This window comes from Pseudomonas sp. S3(2024) (assembly GCF_036861315.1).
GTDB classification, from domain to species: Bacteria; Pseudomonadota; Gammaproteobacteria; order Pseudomonadales; family Pseudomonadaceae; genus Aquipseudomonas; species Aquipseudomonas putida_A.
The window spans coordinates 547,354-568,732 of sequence record NZ_JAZAQQ010000002.1 but is presented as its reverse complement, the minus strand read 5'-3'; the positions used below and the strand labels follow the sequence as shown (position 1 = coordinate 568,732).

Here is a 21,379-nt window from a genome sequence, read left to right as displayed (position 1 = left end):
GGCCGTCTTATAAACCCTGCTCGACGAATGGAACGGTCAGCGCCAGTGCGCCATCCAGTGCGCCGGCGTCGACACCACCGCCCTGCGCCATGTCCGGACGACCACCGCCCTTCCCGCCCACTGCCGCAGCAGCCTGTTTCATCAAATCACCGGCTTTGAGTTGGCCAGTCAGGTCCTTGGTTACACCTGCAACCAGTACGACCTTTTCCTCATGGACACTGCCGAGCAGGATCACTGCGCGGCCGAGTTTGTTTTTCAGCTGATCGACCAGCGCCAGCAGCGCCTTGCCATCCTGACCATCCAGACGTGCGGCCAGAACCTTCACGCCCTTGACGTCGACTGCCGAGTTCGACAGATCGTCGCCCGCGGCGCTGGCAGCCTTGGCCTGCAACTGCTCGAGTTGCTTTTCCAGCGCGCGGTTGCGCTCCAGCACGGCCGACAGCTTGTCGATCAGATTGTCGCGGCTGCCCTTGACCAGGTTGGCCGCTTCCTTGAGTTGTTCTTCTGCAGCGTTCAAGTAGGCCAGTGCCGCAGCACCGGTGACTGCCTCGATACGACGCACACCCGATGCCACACCGCCTTCGCTGATGATCTTCAGCAGGCCGATGTCACCGGTACGGTTGGCGTGGATACCGCCACACAGCTCGACGGAAAAATCGCCGCCCATGCTCAGCACGCGCACGTTGTCGCCGTACTTCTCGCCAAACAGCGCCATCGCGCCTTTCTGCTTGGCGGTTTCGATGTCGGTTTCTTCGGTTTCAACTGCAGAGTTCTTGCGGATCTCGGCGTTGACGATGTCTTCCAGCGCCTTGATCTGCTCAGGCTTGATCGCTTCAAAGTGGCTGAAGTCGAAGCGCAGACGCTGGCTATCCACCAACGAACCCTTCTGCTGAACGTGCTCGCCCAACACCTGACGCAATGCAGCGTGCAGCAAGTGAGTTGCGGAGTGATTCAGCGAGGTCGCGTGACGCACCTCGGCATCGACGTGGGTTTCCACTGGCGCGCCGATGGTCAGGCTGCCGGAATCCAGCACGCCGTGGTGCAGGAAGGCGCCGCCGGTCTTGGTGGTATCACGGACGTCGAAACGCGCGTTGCCCGCCTGGAGGAAACCGCAGTCGCCGATCTGGCCGCCGGATTCAGCGTAGAACGGCGTCTGGTTCAGTACGATCACCGCCTCTTCGCCTTCATTCAAGACGTCGACCGACTGGCCATCTTTATAGATAGCGACGATTTTTGCCGAACCGCTGGTGTCTTTGTAACCGGTGAACTCGGTGGCCACATCAACCTTGACCAGGGTGTTGTAGTCCAGACCGAACGAGCTGGCGGAACGCGCACGAACACGCTGGGCTTCCATTTCACGCTCGAAGCCGACTTCGTCGACGGTCAGGCCGCGCTCGCGAGCGATGTCGGCGGTCAGGTCCATCGGGAAACCGTAGGTGTCGTAGAGTTTGAACACCACGTCGCCCGGCACCACGGTGCCTTTGAGTTCCAGCAGATCCTGTTCGAGAATCTTCAAGCCGTGCTCCAGGGTCTTGGAGAACTGCTCTTCTTCGGCCTTCAGTACGCGCTCGATGTTGCTCTGCTGCTTCTTCAGTTCCGGGAAGGCTTCGCCCATCTCGGCGACCAGCGCAGTGACGATCTTGTAGAAGAAGCTGCCGGTAGCGCCCAGCTTGTTGCCGTGACGGCAGGCGCGACGAATGATCCGGCGCAGCACGTAGCCGCGGCCTTCGTTGGACGGCAGCACGCCGTCGGCGATCAGGAAACCGCAGGAACGGATGTGGTCGGACACCACTTTCAGCGACGACTGGTCGCCATTCTCGCAGCCGATCGCTTCGGCCGAGGCTTTGAGCAGGTTCTTGAACAGGTCGATGTCGTAGTTGGAATTGACGTGCTGCATCACCGCACTGATCCGCTCCAGGCCCATGCCGGTGTCGACCGACGGCGCTGGCAACGGATGCAACACGCCATCGGCGGTGCGGTTGAACTGCATGAACACGTTGTTCCAGATCTCGATGTAACGGTCGCCGTCTTCTTCCGGCGAACCCGGTGGGCCGCCCCAGATGTGCTCGCCGTGATCGTAGAAAATCTCGGTGCACGGGCCGCACGGGCCGGTATCGCCCATGGTCCAGAAGTTGTCGGACGCGTACGGCGCGCCTTTGTTGTCGCCGATGCGGATCATGCGCTCGACCGGCACACCGATCTCTTTGGTCCAGATGTCATACGCTTCGTCGTCGGAGGCGTAGACGGTGACCCAGAGCTTTTCCTTCGGCAGTTTCAGAACGCCGGTCAGGAAGGTCCAGGCGAAGGTAATCGCGTCGTGCTTGAAATAGTCACCGAAGCTGAAGTTACCGAGCATTTCGAAGAAGGTGTGGTGACGAGCGGTATAACCGACGTTTTCCAGGTCGCTGTTCTTGCCACCGGCACGCACGCACTTCTGGCTGCTGGTTGCGCGGGTGTACGCGCGCTTTTCCTGGCCCAGGAAGCAGTCCTTGAACTGGTTCATCCCCGCGTTGGTGAACAGCAGGGTTGGGTCGTTGCCCGGAATCAAAGAGCTGGAGGCTACACGGGTGTGGCCTTGCTCTTCGAAGAAGCGAAGGAAGGCTTCACGGATTTCTGCGCTTTTCATTAGGTTCTTCCACGGAGGCTGCGGCCAAAGGCCTGTACGAAACGTCAACAGACGAAACGACGGCAAAGGGCCGCATTATATCGGCCCTTCGCGCGGGGTACAGCGTGTTTATACGATAGTAACGGTCAATTGGACGGCTAACCCTGTCACTTGCGCGAAAACTCGACGAATGTCGCGATCACTTGCTCGATTTGCGAGCGACTGACGTCCATGTGCGTGACCATGCGCAAGCGCGCCGCGGCGCTCAACTTGATCCCGCGTTCGGCGGCAAACACCTTGAGCGCTTCGGCCTGATCGCCCATTTGCACGTAGACCATGTTGGTCTGCACCGGCTCGACGCTGAACCCGGCCTCGCGCAAGCCTTCGGCCAAAAACCGGGCGTTGGCATGGTCATCCGCCAGGCGCTCAACGTGGTGATCCAGCGCATACAGCCCCGCTGCCGCCAGCAACCCGGCCTGACGCATGCCACCGCCGACCATTTTGCGCAGGCGGCGGGCCTTGCCGATCAACTCGGCTGAACCGCACAGCACCGAACCCACCGGCGCGCCAAGCCCCTTGGACAGGCACACCGACACCGAATCGAAATGTTGCGTGATCTCGCGGGCATCCACCCCAAGTTTGACCGCCGCGTTGTACAGCCGCGCGCCGTCCAGATGCAGGGCCAGACCGTGCTCCCGCGTGAATTGGCGCGCGCGGGCCAGATACTCCAGCGGTAACACTTTGCCCTGCATGGTGTTTTCCAGCGCCAGCAGCCGGGTACGGGCGAAGTGGAAGTCATCCGGCTTGATCGCGGCCGCTACGTGAGCCAGATCCAGCGAACCGTCGGCCTGCACTTCCAGCGGCTGCGGCTGGATCGAGCCGAGTACCGCCGCGCCACCCCCTTCGTACTTATAGGTGTGCGCCTGCTGGCCGACGATGTATTCGTCGCCACGTTCGCAGTGCGCCATCAGGCCCAGCAGATTGCTCATGGTGCCGGTCGGCACGAACAGCGCGGCGGCGAAACCCAGCCTTTTCGCCAATTCGGCTTCCAGACGATTGACCGTCGGATCTTCGCCGTACACGTCGTCACCGGTAGCCGCCGCACTCATCGCGTCGAGCATGGCAAGAGTCGGTTGAGTGACGGTGTCGCTGCGAAGATCGATAACGCTCATGAACCTGGCCTCAGAGTCAGCAGGGGAAATCCCTTTTCGAAGGTGAATTACTGCGGTCATGGCGCCGATTAATCAACCCTTGAATGAGAAAAAGCACATTACTCCTTGAAGGACACAACCCAATGTGGGAGCGGGCTTGCTCGCGAAGGCGGTGTGTCAGCCGGCAAATTGATTGGCTGACACACCGCCTTCGTCGGAACGCCGCCCGGAGCAAGCCCGCTCCCACAGGTTCTGTGCAAGGCCGGAAAATATGTGATAAAAACGCTGCGCCGCCCGAGAAAGGGCGGCAAAAACGTTCTCAGGGCGGGGTGCAATTCCCCACCGGCGGTAATTGCGCGCAATGCGCATAGCCCGCGAGCGCTTGGCGACGAACACGGCAAAGGCTGTGATCGGCGGCAAGGTCAGCAGACCCGGTGTGATTCCGGGGCCGACGGTCATAGTCCGGATGAAGAGAGAACGGGATTGACACCAAAGGGCCGCCCGCGCGCTTGTGTGCTCGTGCGTACCCTTGAATCCCTTTCGATTCATAACGCCCTGTTTTTCACACAAACAGGAGTCAGAACATGCAACCCACCGCTATCGACAGCAAAACCAAACACCCTCACGGCGAGCGCGTCGCGTTCATCCAGGCCTGCTGGCACAAGGAAATCGTCGACCAGAGCCGTAAGGGCTTCGTCGCCGAAATGCTGGCTCAAGGTTATCAGGAATCGGACATCGACTTCTTCGAAGTCGGCGGCGCCTTTGAAATGCCCCTGCACGCCAAGTTGCTGGCCAAAACCGGGCGTTATGCCGGCATCGTCGCGGCCGCTCTGGTCGTGGATGGCGGCATCTATCGTCACGAATTCGTTGCCCAGTCAGTGGTCAGCGGCCTGATGCAGGTGCAACTGGAAACCGAAGTGCCGGTGTTCTCGGTGTCCCTGACCCCGCATCACTTCCATGCCGGTGAAGAACATCAGAAATTCTTCTTCGAGCATTTCGTGCACAAGGGTCAGGAAGCGGCGCGGACTTGCGCGGATACGCTGCAGAAGGTTCGTGCGCTGCGTCGCAGTGAGCCGCGTGCTGTAGCGGTCTGAGTCTGTCTGGGTCGAGCGCGGCCCCAAACCTCACTCAAATCTAAATGTGGGAGCGGGCTTGCTCGCGAAGCGGCGTGTCAGTGACGAATCTGTGTACTGACACACCGCTTTCGCGAGCAAGCCCGCTCCCACATGGGGTCTGAGGTGTTCTCAGGATAAGTGTTCGTCGGTGGTCGGCACGATCAGGATGCCGGCACGCAAGCCGTTCTTGACCTTGGGATTAGGGAAGATGATCCGCGCACCCTCTTCCTCGATGACCCAGCGGGTATTGGCCAGATCTTCGGCCAGCACATAACCCACATCCAATTCAGAAAAGTTCTCGATGTCCGCTGGCAGGTTCAGGCGGAACGCATCGCTGTGCTTGATGATTTCCCGGGCGACGCTGAACAGCTGCAAACCATCCAGTCCCTCTGCTGCCAGATCCGGCTCATTGCCTTCGATGATCTGCTTCAGACGAGTTTCCAGACGTGAAACATCCACCCCTTCGTTCTGCCCGAACGGCCGCGCCTTGCCCAGTTCCAGGGTGAAAGCCTCGGCACCGAGCTTGTCGTAGGTGTAGGAACTGAACACGATCGACGGCTTGTTCTGCAGCAGCACCGCTTCCATCCCGGCGGCGCGCAGACGCGCCAGCTCGCGGCGCGAATGCTGGCGACCTTCCTTCCACGGATACAGCGCGAACTGCTCGATCTTCGAACCACGAATGGCGGTGTGCAGGTCGTAGTGCAGGCGCTGCCGATCCGGCAGGCTGAAGAAGCTCGCCGCCAGCCGTTCCAGCTCGCAGGCGCGGATGGCTTCGGAACCGCTGGTTTGTTCATGCCGGCCGTTGAACAGCCGATTGACGTCCTGCTCGACGAAGCGCTCGCCCTTGCGAATCGCTTCCGGGTTGCCGAACAGGAACAGAATGCGTGCACGCGGCTTCAGATCCCCGCGAGCGATGTCATGCAGCAGCCGATCGAGCAACTCGATCGGCGCTGTTTCATTGCCGTGGATGCCTGCCGACAGCAGCAGGTCCAGGCCATTGTCACGCGCTTCGGGAGGCCGGACTTCCAGCGCACCCTCGCTCAACCAGCGCATGCGCACGCCTTCGACAGTCAGTTGAGTCTTCTCCGCCGGTTCGCGGCCGGCGAGGGTCAGTTCAAGCAGTTTGCCGAGGGCGAGCATAGAGCGGTTTCCTTAGTGATCGTGGTTGCAATCCGGGCCGTGCACGTGGTCTTCGTCGTCGCCGACTTCAGCCGGTTCCATTTCCAGTTGCAGACTTACCAGATTAGTCGCCAATGGGCGCAGCAGCAGGTTGGCGTACTCTTCGTCACCTTCCTCGACGTCCACGCCGATCAGCAGTTGGCCACGGCCGTCCTGCTGGATCCACAGCTCTTTGCCTTGCCACATGACCGCGACGCGGGTGCACGAGGTTTGCAGTTGCGTGCCGTCGGTGTCTTCAAGGATCAGCTGCAGGGAATCGCTCATGTTTTTACTCTCTTGGGGAGACAAGCCGCGCGCCGTATTCAGGCAACGCGCCGGCCATCAATTGATCTGGAATGGATAAACCGCGCCCAGTTTAAGGATTTGCGTCAGTTCATCCAGTGCCGTCCGGCATTCAAGCAGCAACTGCGGGTCCGCCAGATCGGTTTCGCTCAGGCGGTCGCGGTAGTGCTTTTCAACCCATGCGGTCAACGAACCGTACAACGGGGCCGTCATGATAACCCCTGGGTTGACCGCCGCCAGCTCGGTTTCGTTGAGCGCGACGCGCAGTCGCAGGCACGCCGGTCCACCGCCGTTCTGCATGCTTTGCTTGAGGTCGAAGACTTTCACTTCGCGGATCAGCCCGCCGGAGCTGGTCAGCCCTTGCAGGTAGTTCCACACGCGCTCGTTGCCACGGCATTCTTCCGGCACGATCAGCAGCATCGAGCCATCAGGACGCGACAGCAACTGGCTGTTGAACAGATAGGAACGCACGGCGTCATCCACGGTGACCGCCGAACGCGGCACGCAGACCGACTGGAACTTGCCGCCGACCTTGGCCAGTTTGCCCTGCAACTCGGCCAGCATCTGCTCGGTGTCGAGGAACGCGTCCTCGTGATAGAACAGCACCTCGCCGTTACCCACCGCGATCACGTCGTTGTGGAATACGCCCTGGTCGATCACCGCCGGGTTCTGCTGCGCGTAGACCACGCCCTCGTCACGCAGACCGTGCAGACGCGCCACCGCTTGCGACGCTTCTAGGGTCTGGCGCGCCGGGTACTTCTGTGGTGCCGGGTAACGGTTGTCGAACGCACTGCGACCGAACACGAAGAACTCGACACCGGCCTCGCCGTACTCACGGCAGAAACGCGTGTGGTTGGCTGCGCCTTCGTCACCGAACTGCGCCACCGCCGGCAACGCGGCGTGATGGGCGAAGTGCTGCTGATCGGCGAACATCGCACCGAGCACGCGGCTGGTGGTCGGGTGTTCGATGCTGCGGTGGTACTTGCAGTTGAGGTTGGCGGCGGTGAAATGCACGCGACCGTCAGCGGTGTCGGCACTCGGACTGACAGTGGCGGCGTTGGCCACCCACATGCTCGATGCCGAGCAACTGGCGACCAGCAACGGCATGGCTTCCTTCGCGGCGCGCTCGATCACTTGCGCGTCGGTGCCGCTGAAACCCAGACGGCGCAACGCGGCCACGTCCGGACGCTCCTGCGGCGCCAGCACGCCTTGCTGAAAGCCCATTTCCATCAGCGCTTTCATTTTCGCCAGACCTTGCAGCGCCGCTTCCTTCGGGTTCGAGGATTGCTGGCTGTTGCTCTGGGACGCGACGTTGCCGTAGGACAGACCGCCGTAGTTATGGGTCGGCCCCACTAGACCGTCAAAATTGACTTCATAGGATTTCATCAGCGAGGCTCCACGAGAATCTGTTGTTATAGGCTTCAAGTAACAATTCAGTCAGACCGCGTCGCGGCTATCGCGAGCAGGCTCACTCCTACAGGTTTGGCGGGGAACACACATGTTGCGTACGACACAAATCCTGTAGGAGTGAGCCTGCTCGCGATGGCCGTTACGCCATTTTCACGCCAGGCGTCAGGGCCGCAGGCAACACCAGATTTGGGGTTTCCAGCGAGGCCACCGGGTACGCGCAGTAATCCGCCGCGTAGTAGGCGCTGGCGCGATGGTTGCCCGAAGCCCCGACGCCGCCGAACGGCGCGCTGCTCGCCGCACCGGTCAGCTGTTTGTTCCAGTTGACGATACCGGCGCGGCTTTCCAGCCAGAACTGCTGATAACGATCTTCGGAATCCGACAGCAAACCAGCCGCCAAGCCATAAGCGGTGTCGTTGGCCTCAGCGATCGCCGCAGCGAAATCGGCGTAGCGAATCACTTGCAGCAACGGGCCGAACAGTTCTTCGTCCGGACGCTCGGCCACGGCGGTCACATCCAGAATGCCCGGGGTCAGCAAGGCAGACTGCGCTTGCGGCTGAGTCATCGCCAGCAACGACACCGCGCCATTGGCCAGCAGGTGTTGCTGGGCATCCATCAGCGCTTTCGCCGCGCCAAGGGAAATCACCGAGCCCATGAATGGCGCCGGCTGTTGATCGAACGCACCGACTTCAATCGTTGCGCTGACTTCCACCAGACGCTTGAGCAGGCTGTCGCCCCATGCGCCTTGCGGCACCAGCAGACGACGCGCACACGTGCAGCGCTGACCGGCGGAGATGAACGCCGACTGAATGATCGTGTACACCGCCGCGTCCAGATCAGCCACCTGATCGACCACCAGTGGGTTGTTGCCTCCCATTTCCAGCGCGAGGATCTTGTCCGGACGCCCGGCGAACTGCTGGTGCAGGTGATTGCCGGTACGGCTCGAACCGGTGAAGAACAGACCGTCGATGCCCGGGTTCGCCGCCAGCGCGATACCGGTTTCGCGAGCACCTTGCAGCAGGTTCAACACGCCGGCCGGCAGACCGGCTTCGATCCAGCACTTGACCGTCAGCTCGGCGACTTTCGGCGTCAGCTCGCTTGGCTTGAACAGCACGCTGTTACCGGCCAGCAGCGCCGGCACGATGTGCCCGTTCGGCAAATGGCCGGGGAAGTTGTAAGGGCCGAATACCGCCACCACACCATGTGGCTTGTGGCGCAGCACGGCGGTGGCGTCGCCCAGCGGGCCGCTCTTCTCGCCGGTACGTTCGCGGTAGCTCTGCACCGAGATCGCGATCTTGTTGACCATGCTGGTAACTTCGGTCGCGGCTTCCCACAACGGTTTGCCGGTTTCCTCACCGATGGTGCGGGCCAGTTCGTCACTGTGGTTTTTCAGGGCGGCGGCGAAGGCCTCGAGCACGCTGATGCGCTCGTCCAGCGAACGCCGCGCCCAACCCGGAAAGGCCTGACGCGCAGCCTGCACGGCCGACTCGACCTGAGCGGCAGTCGCGCCCTCCCCCGACCACAGCACTTGCTGGGTCACCGGGTTCAGCGACTGAAAGGCTTCGCCCTGACCGGCCAGCCATTCACCTGCGATGTATAGCGAATTCATTATTTCGACTCCCGAGCAGCAGACAACGCCACGGCGCGCACTTGATCGCCGGCGTTGAGTTGAAGACGTTTGGCGGTCAGCGGATCGACCACCAGCGTGCCAGCGGCCAGACGGGCCGGCGCAGCAGTGATGCGGCAGTCTTCGCGCTTGCGGTTATGGATGATGAACGGCGTGGCGTCATCGCCCGGTGTACCGATCGCCAGCACCAGCGCTTCGCTGTCGCGGACTGCGCGGATCTTGCTGGTTTCGCACTCGATGGCCGGGCCGGCGTCGAAGATGTCGACGTAACCCTGATAGCTGAAACCTTCGCTCTTGAGCATCGCCAGCGCCGGCTCGGTGTCGGGGTGTACCTGACCGATCACGTTGCGCGCATCCGGCGACAGGAAGCAGGTGTACAGCGGGAATTTCGGCATCAGTTCGGCGATGAACGCCTTGTTGCCAACGCCGGTCAGGTAATCGGCCTGACTGAATTCCATCTTGAAGAAGTGCCGACCGAGGCTCTCCCAGAACGGCGAGCGTCCGGCTTCATCGGAGACGCCGCGCATCTCGGCGATGATCTTGTTGCCGAACAGCTCAGGGAACTCGGCGATGAACAGCATGCGCGCCTTGGACAGCATGCGGCCGTTCAGACCGGTGCGGTAATCGGCATGCAGGAACAGCGAGCACAGCTCGGAGTTGCCGGTGAGGTCGTTGGCGAGGAACAGCGTCGGAATCTCGCGATAGATGTTCAGCTCTTGCGAGGCGCTGACGGTCAGGCCGACGCGGAAGTTGTACCACGGCTCACGCAGACCGACCGCGCCGGCGATGGCGGAAATCCCCACCACGCGACCGTTGTCGTCTTCGAGCACGAACAGGTAGTCCGCATCGCCACGGCCGGCTTCGCCGCGAAAGGTCTTCTCGGCCCAGCCGACCCGATGGGTCAGGCGCTCTTCGTTGGCCGGCAAGGTGGTCAGGCCGGTGCCGGTGCTGCGGGCCAGGTCGATCAGCGCGGATAAATCGCTGCTGCGTACGGGACGAACAATCATGCTATCTCCTCAAACGGGCCGCCTTCGCCACCCGTGAAACTCGCTAAGGCGTTAAACCGCCACCAGGCGCACGCTGGCACCTTCACCGACGCCCAGGGCTTCGGCTGCTTCAAGATCCAGGGTCACCGGTTTGCCCGGCGCGTAATCGAGTTCCAGCAACACCGCGCGGTAATCCTGCAACTGCGCGTTGGCCACCAGATACTGGCGCCCGGCACCTTTGACCGGCTCGCCGATCTTCACCGGCACCACACGGCTCTGGGCGATCGAACGGATCCCCGAAACACGTGCATGCAGGGTCGGGCCACCGTCGAAAATGTCGATGTAGTGATCGGTCTCGAAGCCTTCGCGCATCAGGATGTCGAAGGTGATCTGCGCACGCGGGTGCACCTGGCCCATCGCTTCTTGAGCGGAATCCGGCAGCAGCGGCACGTAGATCGGGTAATGCGGCATCAGTTCGGCGAGGAACGTGCGGCTCTTCAGGCCACACAGGCGCTCGGCTTCGGCGTAGTTGAGGTCGAAGAAGTTGCGCCCGATCGCGTCCCAGAATGGCGAATCGCCGTTTTCGTCGCTGTAACCGACGATCTCGGTCACCACCGAATCGGCGAAACGCTCCGGGTGGCTGGCGACGAACAGCAGGCGACCACGGGAATTGAGCTCGGCCCACGGCGACCCCACCAGCTCGCGCTGCACGTAGAAACTGGTCAGCAAGCTGTTGCCGGTCAGGTCGTGGCATTGCGAAAGGACGTGGATCTTGTTGTGGATCTTCAGCTCGCGGGAGGCGTGGACGAAGGTCTCGTTGCGGAAGCTGTAGAACGGCTCGGAGTAACCGGCCGAGGCAACGATGGCCGAGCAGCCGACCAGTTTGCCGGTGGCGGTGTCTTCGAGGACGAAAAAGTAGCTCTCCTCGCCGTTGAAACTCACTTCGGCGGCGAACGAGGCTTCGCTTGCGGCGATCTTGTCGCTCAGACGTTCCACGTCATCCGGCAAGGAAGTGACACCAATCGGACTGTCCGCAGCCAGACGCTGTACCTCGCCCAGATCAGCCATTTGCGCAGGGCGCATCACCAGCATGGTGTCACTCCTTTCTCTTATAAATTTACAGAAGAAAAAACACCGGACCTTGTAGGAGTGAGCCTGCTCGCGATTGCGGTCTGTCAGAAACCAATGAGTCGACTGACATACCGCAATCGCGAGCAGGCTCACTCCTACAGTGGATCGGGTCCGGCATAAAATTTTGATCGACGCCCGAATCCTCAGGCGCCGAAGGGTCTATCAGGCTTGCGTCAGTGCTGCTGCCGCGCGTTCGAAGCGGTCGAGGCCGGCGTCGATATCGGCGTCTTCCACCACCAGGCTCGGGGCGAAACGGATCACGTCCGGGCCGGCCTGCAGAATCATCAGGCCTTCTTTTTCAGCGGCGTTGAAGATGTCCTTGGCCTTGCCTTTCCAGGCGTCGCTCAGCACACAACCGATCAACAGACCGAGGCCACGCACCTGAGTGAACAGGCCGTACTTCTCGCCGATCTGCTGCAGGCGGGTCTTGAATTTGTCGTGCTTGGCGTTGACGCCGCTCAGCACCTCAGGGGTGTTGATCACGTCGATCACCGCTTCGGCAACCGCGCACGCCAGCGGGTTACCGCCGTAAGTGGTGCCGTGGGTGCCGACGACCAGATGTTTGGCCAGCGCTTCAGTGGTCAGCATCGCGGCGATTGGGAAACCACCGCCCAGGCTCTTGGCGCTGGTCAGGATGTCCGGGGTTACGCCGTAATGCTGATAGGCGAACAGGTGGCCGGTACGGCCCATGCCCGTCTGCACTTCGTCGAACACCAGCAGCGCGTTGTTCGCGTCGCACAGTTCGCGGGCACCTTGCAGGTAAGCCAGTTCGGCCGGCAGTACACCGCCCTCGCCCTGGATAGGTTCGAGCACGACCGCACAGGTCTTGTCGGACACCGCCGCTTTCAGCGCGGCCAGATCGTTGTAAGGAACGTGGGTGATGCCGGTGATTTTCGGACCGAAACCGTCGGAGTACTTCGACTGGCCACCGACGTTAACGGTGAACAGGGTACGACCGTGGAAGCTGTTGAGCGCAGCGATGATCTCGTACTTCTCGCTGCCGAAACGGTCGAACGCCACGCGGCGGGCCAGCTTGAACGCGGCCTCGTTGGCTTCGGCGCCCGAGTTGCAGAAGAACACGCGCTCGGCGAACGTGGCGTCGATCAGCTTGTGCGCCAGGCGCAGGGCCGGCTCATTGGTGAACACGTTGGACACGTGCCACAGCTTGTTCGCTTGCTCGGTCAAGGCACCGACCAGCGCCGGATGCGCGTGGCCCAATACGTTTACGGCAATCCCGCCGGCGAAGTCGATCAGCTCGCGACCGCTCTGGTCCCAGACGCGGGAACCGGCGCCACGCACCGGAATGAAAGCGGCAGGCGCGTAGTTGGGAACCATTACCTGGTCGAAATCGGCGCGTTGTACCGCAGCGTGCTCAACGGACATCGGAGTCTCCTGAAGAGGAACACCCGCCTGAAACTGGCGAGCGATGGGGGGATTGTAAGGACAGTTTTCAGCCCGGCCTTGCCGCCAAGCGACAACTTCTTATAGCGCAAACCCCGGATTTTCCCGGGTTTACGGCAATGCGACATATAGCGTCGCAAAGGCGCAGTTTAAACTGCACGCCGCCATTTGCGCAGACGTACCGGGGATCTTAATCAAGAGAGTTTTGTGGCGTGCGGTATATATGTACCGCACATCGAATCAACGGTCGGTGTTTGCTAGGGACCTTTCTCCAGGCAAACGGCCTCACCCCATGATTCAAGAAACCACACCCGCCCCCGCGACTCTGCCCGACCCACTGCTGCTACCCCGGCAGGACGCACACTATCAACCGCTGCTCCAGGCTATCCCGACATGGCTGATTCAGGCTGCGGCACACAAGCGCACGGCATTGAAACGGGCCAGTCCGCTGCTGCCCGCCAACCTCAAACAGGCATCACGCACCGAGCATGCAAAACTGCGCGCGCTGAATGCCGCGCACTGGACCGCACACAACCGCGTCGAACGAAGCCTTGCCCGGCTGCAGGATGCCAAAGCGTTCGCCGAACCGCTGCTGCGCGCCGAGATAGAAAACCGTTTTGGCCTCAAACTGGATGTCAGACAGACCTTCCTGCGCCTGTATCTGCCCGACCATGTTCCGTGGCTGCGCATCAAATCCGGCGCCGCACGCACCTGGACTGTCTCGCTGCTGGACGCCGCGCTGCACAATTTTGAAAGCAGCGAGACCAGCGCTGACGCCTTTGAGTCCGCCTCGGGTTATGTCAGTCAGCCCTCACCTGACGGTCAGTTCAGCGTGCTGCCGAACATCCCCAAGGCGATGCCGATCCCTGCCTTCACCCGCCTGTGTCGCGAGCTGGATATCGGCCGCCGCTACAACACTTATCTGCAAGACAATTTGGGCGTCAGCAATCCGCTGGTCGCAGCCGTGCTGCAACCACAGGTTTGCACGAGTGACAAAGCCGCACTGATCGCCGCCCTGCAAATGGCCTACATGCAAAAGCTGCTGGGGGCCGATGTCCATCGCCTGATCCTCGGGCTGCTCGATGGCTTGCAGCATTTGCGCCTCAATCGTCAGGCGTGGCATTGCCATGCGTTGACGATGATGAAAGTCAGCCTGACCGGCATCGTGCTGTTCGCGCCGAATCTTGAAGCTGCACACGCAGCAGCGCGAGTCGTGGTTTATATTCCTGATGACCCGCAACACCCGGTCAAGGAATACGCCAGCAGCGCTGCCTTCGCTGAGGAGCTGGCGCAACGCTTGCGCGATCCGGACTATCAGGTGTTCTTCAGCCGTTTTATCGACCACGCCGAGCGCGGCGCTTTCTTCGGCCAGTTGCGGGCCACGCTCAGCCCCGTCACCTGGCAACCCGTACCGGTCGGCGATCCACGCCCCACCTGGCGCGAGCATCCAACCGTGCGGCCTGCTCTGCAGATCGTCGCGACCCCAATCCGGGGTGAGCTGTGGGTTTACCTCTACCAGCGCAAGCTCGACAAGATGCTCAACGATGCCCGCGTCATCGCCGTCTCGACGGCCATGGTCGATCGCAAGGCGCGCTGGGCGCTCTGGGACTCCTTCACGGACATCGCACAGTCGTTGCTCAACCTCGTCGCGTTCGTCGTTTTGCCATTCGTGCCATTTCTCGGCGAGCTGATGCTTGCCTACACGGCCTACCAACTGCTCGACGAGACGTTCGAAAGCATCGTCGACTGGGCCGAAGGACAACCCCGCGAAGCGTTCGCGCATTTGATCGGCGTCGTGGAGTCCATGGTGCAGGTCGGCACTTTCGCCGCCGGCGGCGCTATCGCCGTCAGCGAGTTTCGCGCGCTGTTGCCTGCCGATGTCGTCCAGTTCATCGACCGCTTCATTCCGGTGAAAACGGCCAATGGCAAGACCCGCTACTGGAAACCCGACCTGCGCCCTTACGAGTGGCCCGGCACGCTGCCCAAAGACATCCGAACCGATGCACTGGGCTTGCAAACCCACCTGGGCAAGAGCCTGCTGGCCCTGGAAGACAAGTTGTATGCCGTCAGCCTTGCCCCCGAAACGGGCGCCCATCGCATCGACCATCCGACGCGCCCCGAGGCTTACAAACCCGCACTCAGGCACAACACCGCAGGCGCCTGGCAAACCGAAATTGACCAGCCACTGGCTTGGGATCGCGCCACCGTGCTGAGCCGCAGCAGTGCGCAGATGCAGCGCCTTCCCGCCGCTCTGCGGGAGCGCCTGCTGAATATCAGTGGCTGCGATGAAAACACCCTGCGCCAGATGCACGTCGAGCGCGATCAATTGCCACCCTTACTCAGTGACACGCTGCAGCGCTGGCAGATCGATCAGGACATTCAATTGTTCATCGAGCAGATTGGCAGCTCGAATGCCGAGGATTACCTCAAGGCCGACCCGGCCACCCAACTGCAACTGCTTTTCGACAACGGCGACTGGCCTGCCGACCGAGGCCTGCAACTGATCGACCGTCAAGGCAGAACCCTGTGGCGCAGCCCCGTCGCCGACGTGCCCTTCATACAAATCGAGGGCTCACGACTGGACGATGGCGACCTGCTCAAGACCTGTCTGCAACGCCTGACAGAATCGCAACGAAGGCGGCTCTTGAGCGAAGCCCTGCATACGCCCGCACCCTCGGCCGAGGCCCGCGCAACTAGCCTGCGGCGCAGCGTCGCCGAGCTGGCACAGCGCAAGCGCCAAAGCCTGTTCGAGGATCGATATCGTCAGTTACAGCGCGGCGCCAGCCCACTGGTACAGATACTGATGAATGTCGAACCCGGCCTGCCGAAGGCGTTGGCGCAATCGATACTGGAAACGGCAAGTGATGCTGAATACCTGCAATTACAGCGTGGAACACTCTCCGAAAGACTGGCCGCTCTGACCCAGGAGACGAGCCTGCAAGTGCGCGCAACTCGAGCCCTCGAAGGGCTGGAGTTGCAAGCGACAGTCAATAATCTGGATACCGATCGGCTGGCCCTACATTCCTTGCCTCGGCTGCCGGGCTGGTCGCCGTCGATACGACTGGAGCTCAGGCACTACAGCCATAGCGGGCAACTGATCGACAGCCTCGGCGCGCAGGACGCGCTCATTCGCAAAGTGCTGGTACTGACCGAACAGGGCGACTATCAGCCGTTCGACGCTACCGGTGAGTCGCTCAGCGCGCCGGGCTCACTGTATTCAAGTCTGCTGCATGCCCTGCCCGACGCAGAACGTTCGGCGCTGAACATCCACATCACGCAAGACCTGCAGCTCAAGCAGTTGATTCGTGACCACGCGCTCGACCGTCAAGCGTTGCTGGATCTGTTGTCGCAAAACCCGATTCGCAAACCCGCTTACGACCCCACCGTGATGCGCCTGCGTGGCGGTACCAGCGGCTATCGGCGCATGCCGACCAATACGCCGACGCTGCACGCCCATGCCCACTGGCTACTGCCGCACTTGCTGCCCGAGGAACTCAATGCATTCGTCGAGCGCCTGCAACGCCATCCGAACGGCCCGCGAGCGGAGCTGAGCCGCTTGATCACTGAACGCAACCGCCTCGACGCGGTGCTGAGTCCGTGGACTGAGGGTATTCCCCTCGTTCATCCGCAGTCCGGCGCCCGCCTCACCACCGAGCAATATGCGATCCAGCGTCATCGCCGACGGCAGATGCGGGTCGACATTCTGGACTGCTGGAAGCAGCAGGTTTCCTTGCCGCAGAACACCGAGCAGACCATCGATCTGCGCCTGTCACAGTCAATCATCGGAGAGCTGCCACAACTTGAGGTGAACTTCAGTCACGTGGACTACCTGACCATCGAAGGGGTCGGCAGCACTCAGGGTATACACGGTTTTCTAAACTGCTTCTCCGGCCTGCGTCGCCTGGCGCTGCGCAATTTCCAGCTGGGCAACCTGCCGGAGTCGATCAGCCGTTCGCCACAACTGCGCGAGCTGATTCTCAGCGACTGCAGCATCACCCTGACAGCCGAGAGCCAAACCACACTGGCGGCGTTGACTCAGCTGAGAACCCTGGACCTGTTCAGGAACCCGCTCGGACTCACCCCCAATGTCGAAAAAATGCCCCGACTCAATTACATCGATGTGTCGGAGACCGGCATTTCCGAACTGCCACCCGGCCTGCTCACGCGCCCGCTATTGCGCACCGCGCTGCTCAACGACAACCAGATCCAGTCGTTGTCTCCCGCCCTTTTCGAGCTGCCCAACAACGTTCCGGAAGGCTTCGATCTGAGCGGCAATCCGATTGCCAGCGCAGACCGGGAGCGCATCAAAAGCCATTTCAACGACACCCGACAGGACTTCGGCGTAATGGCCGAACAGGCTGATTTGCTGCGCGTACAGGCGCTGTACACACACATGGATCTGGAACAGGCCAGTGAATTTTTCTATCTGCTACCCGGCACCCTGGCCGAGGGTCGAATCGAACTTGCACGGCTTGAGCGTGAATACAGCGACTTGAGTAGCAACCTCGCCCACTGGGCGACCGACCATCCTGCCTTGCACCCGATCAGTGGCGAGCCCTTCACGATCGAGCAAGTGCTGAATGAGCACGCCGCACGTCACGAATTCAAATCGCTCATTGAGCAGTGCTGGCGCCGGGAAACCGAGCAAGACGAACCGGATCAGAACCTCCAGCCACTGCATGACTTGAACCTGGCGACAATCATCCGCGGCGACTTGCCCGTACTCAATGCCGATTTCAGCCATGTCACGCATCTGTACCTCAGAAGCCTGCCGGGTCAGACGTTTGGAATCGACAGGTTTGTCGAGACGTTCGCCAGCCTCAGAGGACTGACGATTTATCAATATCGGCTTGAACACATTCCGCCGGCGGTGTTTCGCATGGCTGAGCTGACCTATTTGTCGCTTTCACACTGCGATTTGACGCTCACGCCTCAAGCCGCCCTTGAGCTTGCGCAAATGGAGCGCCTGGATCACCTGGATCTGAGTGATAACCCGCTGGGTGAGACCCCGGATGTCAGCCAGATGCCCCATCTGCAAACGCTGATGCTGGACAACAGCGGCATCACCAGCCTGCCACCGGGCCTGCTGCAACTCGAACACCTGGAAATCGCCGACCTGAGCGACAACGCAATCACCCAGGTTCCCAGCGATATCCTGGAGTTGCCAGAAGAGCGTGCGGACAAATTCAGCCTGCGGGGCAATCCACTCTCTGAGCTGAGCCTGCAACGGCTGATCGCCTACTTCAGAAAGCACCGCATCGATTTTGGCGTGGAAGCCGTCATCGAGCGGGCGGAAATGGAGGTGTCCACGTCCGAAGATTCCGGGGTCGATGAGTAACGCTCAGCGGGTTCTGCCGGGGTGCGTCAACCGCGCTCCGGCGGCACTGACGACAGTTCGAACGGACTGCTGCTGCGCCGCTGGTTGCGGTCTTCGCGCGGCGTGGCGCCGAAGAAGTTGCGATAGGCGCTGGAGAAATGCGGCCCCGAGGAGAAACCGCAGGACAGGCCGATCTGGATGATCGACTTGCTGGTCTGCATCAACATCTGCCGGGCCTTGTTCAGGCGCAATTCCAGGTAGTACTGGCTCGGCACGCGGTTGAGGTATTGCTTGAAGATCCGCTCCAGCTGTCGACGGGACACGCACACGTGCTGGGCGATTTCGTCGGTGGTCAGCGGCTCTTCGATGTTGGCTTCCATCAGCAACACCGCTTGGGTGAGCTTCGGATGGCTGGAACCGAGGCGGTTCTGCAGTGGAATGCGCTGGCGTTCACCGCCCTCGCGGATGCGCTCGACCACCAGTTCTTCGGACACCGCACCGGCCAGTTCTGCCCCATGATCACGGGCCAGCACCGCCAGCAGAAGGTCGAGTACCGACATGCCGCCACACGCGGTCAGGCGATCACGATCCCAGTCGAACAGGTGACTGGTGGCGATGACTTTCGGGAAGCGCTCGGCGAAATCGTCCTGCCAGCGCCAGTGCACGGCCGCGCGATAACCGTCGAGCAGACCGAGCTGCGCCAACGGATAGACACCGGCCGACAGACCACCGATCACGCAACCGGCACGCACCAGTTGCTTGAGCGCGCTGCTGAGGGCCGGGGCCAGAGTGGTCGGAGGCTCGTCGGCGAGCAGGAACAGTTTCTGGAAGTTTTCCAGCTTGCCGGTCCACGCCTCGCCCGGCAGTTGCCACGCCCCCTCGGCCGCAACGTCTGTCACGGTTTCGGCCTGGAGGAACGACAGTTCGTAAACCACCTCCGGATGCACCCGCTGAGCAACACGCAAGGCCTCCTCCGCCAGCGCCAGCGTCAGAGCTTTAGTGCTGGGCCAAATCAGGAAACCAATTCGATGGGCAGTCATGGGCGGGCAATCCGAAACGAAGAACGGTGATGAAGGCATGGGCCAATGCTAGCCCGTAATCGAAGCTGTCGCAGGTCCATTGTGGGAGCGGGCTTGCTCGCGAAGGCGGTGGTTCAGGCAGCAATGATGTTGACTGATCGACCGCTTTCGCGAGCAAGCCCGCTCCCACAGAGGGACCGAGCCAGCCTTCAGGTCGCGAAGCATGACCTAATCTGGTGCATAACGGCAGCGATTACTTGAGGCTACCTGAGAGGAATTGTTGCAAACGCTCGGATTGCGGATTGACCAGCACTTCGCGCGGGTTGCCGCTCTCTTCCACGACCCCTTTGTGCAGGAACACCAACTGGTTCGACACTTCACGGGCGAAGCCCATTTCGTGCGTGACCACGACCATGGTGCGGCCTTCCTGAGCGAGGGCCTGCATGACTTTGAGCACGTCGCCGACCAGTTCCGGGTCGAGCGCCGAAGTCGGTTCGTCGAACAGCATCACTTCCGGTTCCATCGCCAGCGCACGGGCAATCGCCACACGCTGCTGCTCGCCACCGGACATGTGCCCCGGGAACGCGTCTTTGCGATGGGCCACGCCAACCTTGTTCAGGTAGTGCTCGGCTTTCTCGCGGGCTTCGGCCTTGGACACGCCCAGTACGTGGACCGGCGCTTCCATGATGTTTTCCAGCGCAGTCATGTGCGACCACAGGTTGAAATGCTGGAACACCATCGACAGGCGCGAGCGCATGCGCTGCAGCTGTTTCGGATCAGCGGCTTTCAGCGCGCCGTCCTTGTTCGCTACCAGCTTCAGCTCTTCGTTGTTGAGCAGGATCTTGCCCGCGTGCGGCTGCTCAAGCAGGTTGATGCAGCGCAGGAAAGTACTTTTGCCGGAGCCACTGGAGCCGATGATGCTGATCACATCGCCGGCTGCCGCTTTCAGGGACACGCCCTTGAGCACTTCGTGACTGCCATAGCGTTTATGCAGGTCTTGGACTTCAAGTTTGTACATGCGGTCGGTTCTCACAAAAACAGTCAGTCAGTCGTTGAGCAAGCGCCCGTGACGCAGCGCTTCGCGCCCCGCCACCTTGGCCAGCCAGAAACCGGGTTGGGCATAGCGCAGCCGTTCAATGGCAAACAGCACCCCGGACGTACCAGCACACACCGTGCTGACCCGATCGGACACAGGGTCGATCACTTCGAAAATCTCATCCCCGGCTTCAACCCACTCGCCGGGTTTACGCAGAAAACTCACCACACCGGGGTGCGGTGCCAACAGTAATTCAGTGCCTTCGAACGGCATGCCTTCGCACGGCTCGTTGGCCGGCTTCGGCCACTCGCCAGTGATCAGGCCTTGCTCGGCGAGGAACGCCAGAATGCCCTCGGCCCAGGCCACCGCATCCGCGCGGTCGGTATTGGCCTGACCGCCGAGCTCGACGGTAGTCGCCAGGCACGCCAGTGGAATCTGCGCGTCGGGGAACTGCCGCGACAGTCGCAACCACGGCAACGAGCACGCTTCATCGAAGGAGCTGCCGCCAGAATCTTCCGCCAGCAGACCGACCTTCACGTTCAGATGCGCAGCCAGCGAACGCCACTGCGGCCAGTGCTGCGGCAGCGCATACATGTGCAGCGCCGCTTCAGCATCGCAATGCAGATCAAGCACCACATCGGCAGTGCAGGCGTGGCTGAGCAAAACGCGCTGCATGCCTTGCAACTGGCTGCTTGCCTCGGGCAACGCCGCCAGATGATCCGCCATGGCCTGACGAATCAGGCGAATGTTGGCGTGCGGATCGTCAGCAAGACGCTCGGCCAGCGTCGCCGCCACCGGCGCGCTCAGCTCGACGAAATCGCGGTTGAAATTCTTGCCGCTGCCCGCCTCGAAACGCCCCTGATGATTGCCTTGCAGCAACTGGCCGAGGCCCAGCGGGTTGGCGACCGGCACCAGCTCGATCACACCGTTGAGCAGGCCTTGGGCTTCGAGTTCGCCGAGGCGCTTTTTCAGCTCCCAGGCGGTGCGCATGCCCGGCAGTTCGTCAGCGTGCAGGCTGGCCTGGATGTAGGCCTTGCGCTCGCCGCTGCCGAAGCGGAAGACCGAAATCTTGCGCTCGCTGCCCAGATGGCTCCACGGCAATACGTGGTCGATGCGTTCCATA

Annotated in this window: 14 protein-coding genes and 1 riboswitch; of the genes, 2 read left to right on the top strand and 12 right to left on the bottom strand. The window is 61.5% G+C overall.

Annotated elements, in window-relative coordinates; translation table 11 throughout:
- Nucleotides 1–7 precede the first annotated feature (7 nt).
- Complete coding sequence (gene alaS / locus VLA07_RS07285; RefSeq protein WP_333988777.1) at nt 8–2,626, bottom strand: alanine--tRNA ligase; 2,619 nt, start codon at nt 2,624–2,626, stop codon at nt 8–10.
- A 146-nt stretch (nt 2,627–2,772) separates the two neighbouring features.
- Nucleotides 2,773–3,777 carry a low-specificity L-threonine aldolase gene (gene ltaE / locus VLA07_RS07280; RefSeq protein WP_333988776.1) on the bottom strand — a complete coding sequence of 335 codons (1,005 nt, stop codon included), beginning with the start codon at nt 3,775–3,777 and terminating at the stop codon, nt 2,773–2,775.
- A 290-nt stretch (nt 3,778–4,067) separates the two neighbouring features.
- A riboswitch (FMN riboswitch) is annotated at nt 4,068–4,239 on the top strand.
- Between the two features lie 101 nt (nt 4,240–4,340).
- Between ltaE and VLA07_RS07275 the strand changes: the two genes are divergently transcribed.
- Nucleotides 4,341–4,850, top strand: coding sequence for a 6,7-dimethyl-8-ribityllumazine synthase (locus VLA07_RS07275; protein WP_047599675.1), 510 nt, complete (start codon nt 4,341–4,343; stop codon nt 4,848–4,850).
- 150 nt (nt 4,851–5,000) lie between these two features.
- On the opposite strand, the gene astE is transcribed toward VLA07_RS07275, so the two are convergent.
- From astE to VLA07_RS07240, 7 genes are all read right to left on the bottom strand, one after another.
- Nucleotides 5,001–6,011 (bottom strand): succinylglutamate desuccinylase, encoded by a 1,011-nt coding sequence (gene astE, locus VLA07_RS07270; protein ID WP_333988773.1) that lies wholly within the window; start codon nt 6,009–6,011, stop codon nt 5,001–5,003.
- Between the two features lie 12 nt (nt 6,012–6,023).
- Nucleotides 6,024–6,314: a topoisomerase II gene (locus tag VLA07_RS07265; protein WP_134787124.1), complete on the bottom strand. Its 291-nt coding sequence runs from the start codon at nt 6,312–6,314 to the stop codon at nt 6,024–6,026.
- Nucleotides 6,315–6,371: 57 nt separating this feature from the next.
- Entirely contained in the window at nt 6,372–7,718 is a 1,347-nt protein-coding gene (astB, locus tag VLA07_RS07260) for an N-succinylarginine dihydrolase (protein ID WP_096795019.1), read from the bottom strand.
- 163 nt (nt 7,719–7,881) lie between these two features.
- Nucleotides 7,882–9,351: a succinylglutamate-semialdehyde dehydrogenase gene (astD, locus tag VLA07_RS07255; protein ID WP_333989076.1), complete on the bottom strand. Its 1,470-nt coding sequence runs from the start codon at nt 9,349–9,351 to the stop codon at nt 7,882–7,884.
- Nucleotides 9,348–10,373: an arginine N-succinyltransferase gene (astA, locus tag VLA07_RS07250; RefSeq protein ID WP_027612638.1), complete on the bottom strand. Its 1,026-nt coding sequence runs from the start codon at nt 10,371–10,373 to the stop codon at nt 9,348–9,350. The genes astD and astA overlap by 4 nt, the downstream gene beginning before the upstream one ends.
- Before the next feature lie 51 nt (nt 10,374–10,424).
- Nucleotides 10,425–11,444, bottom strand: coding sequence for an arginine/ornithine succinyltransferase subunit alpha (gene aruF / locus VLA07_RS07245; RefSeq protein ID WP_025112905.1), 1,020 nt, complete (start codon nt 11,442–11,444; stop codon nt 10,425–10,427).
- A 201-nt stretch (nt 11,445–11,645) separates the two neighbouring features.
- On the bottom strand, nt 11,646–12,866 hold the full coding sequence (locus VLA07_RS07240; protein WP_027612637.1) for an aspartate aminotransferase family protein: 1,221 nt from the start codon (nt 12,864–12,866) through the stop codon (nt 11,646–11,648).
- A 310-nt stretch (nt 12,867–13,176) separates the two neighbouring features.
- On the opposite strand from VLA07_RS07240, the gene VLA07_RS07235 reads away from it, so the two are divergent.
- On the top strand, nt 13,177–18,222 hold the full coding sequence (locus VLA07_RS07235; RefSeq protein ID WP_333988770.1) for a dermonecrotic toxin domain-containing protein: 5,046 nt from the start codon (nt 13,177–13,179) through the stop codon (nt 18,220–18,222).
- A gap of 26 nt (nt 18,223–18,248) precedes the next feature.
- Here the strand turns inward: VLA07_RS07235 and argR are convergent, their stop codons facing one another.
- The 3 genes from argR to VLA07_RS07220 form a co-directional block, all read right to left on the bottom strand.
- Nucleotides 18,249–19,241, bottom strand: coding sequence for a transcriptional regulator ArgR (gene argR, locus VLA07_RS07230; protein ID WP_027612635.1), 993 nt, complete (start codon nt 19,239–19,241; stop codon nt 18,249–18,251).
- Nucleotides 19,242–19,473: 232 nt separating this feature from the next.
- Nucleotides 19,474–20,238, bottom strand: a complete 765-nt coding sequence (locus tag VLA07_RS07225; RefSeq protein ID WP_003227281.1) for an ABC transporter ATP-binding protein — start codon at nt 20,236–20,238, stop codon at nt 19,474–19,476.
- A 27-nt stretch (nt 20,239–20,265) separates the two neighbouring features.
- Nucleotides 20,266–21,378, bottom strand: a complete 1,113-nt coding sequence (locus VLA07_RS07220) for a M14 family metallopeptidase (RefSeq protein ID WP_333988763.1) — start codon at nt 21,376–21,378, stop codon at nt 20,266–20,268.
- Nucleotide 21,379: the final 1 nt, after the last annotated feature.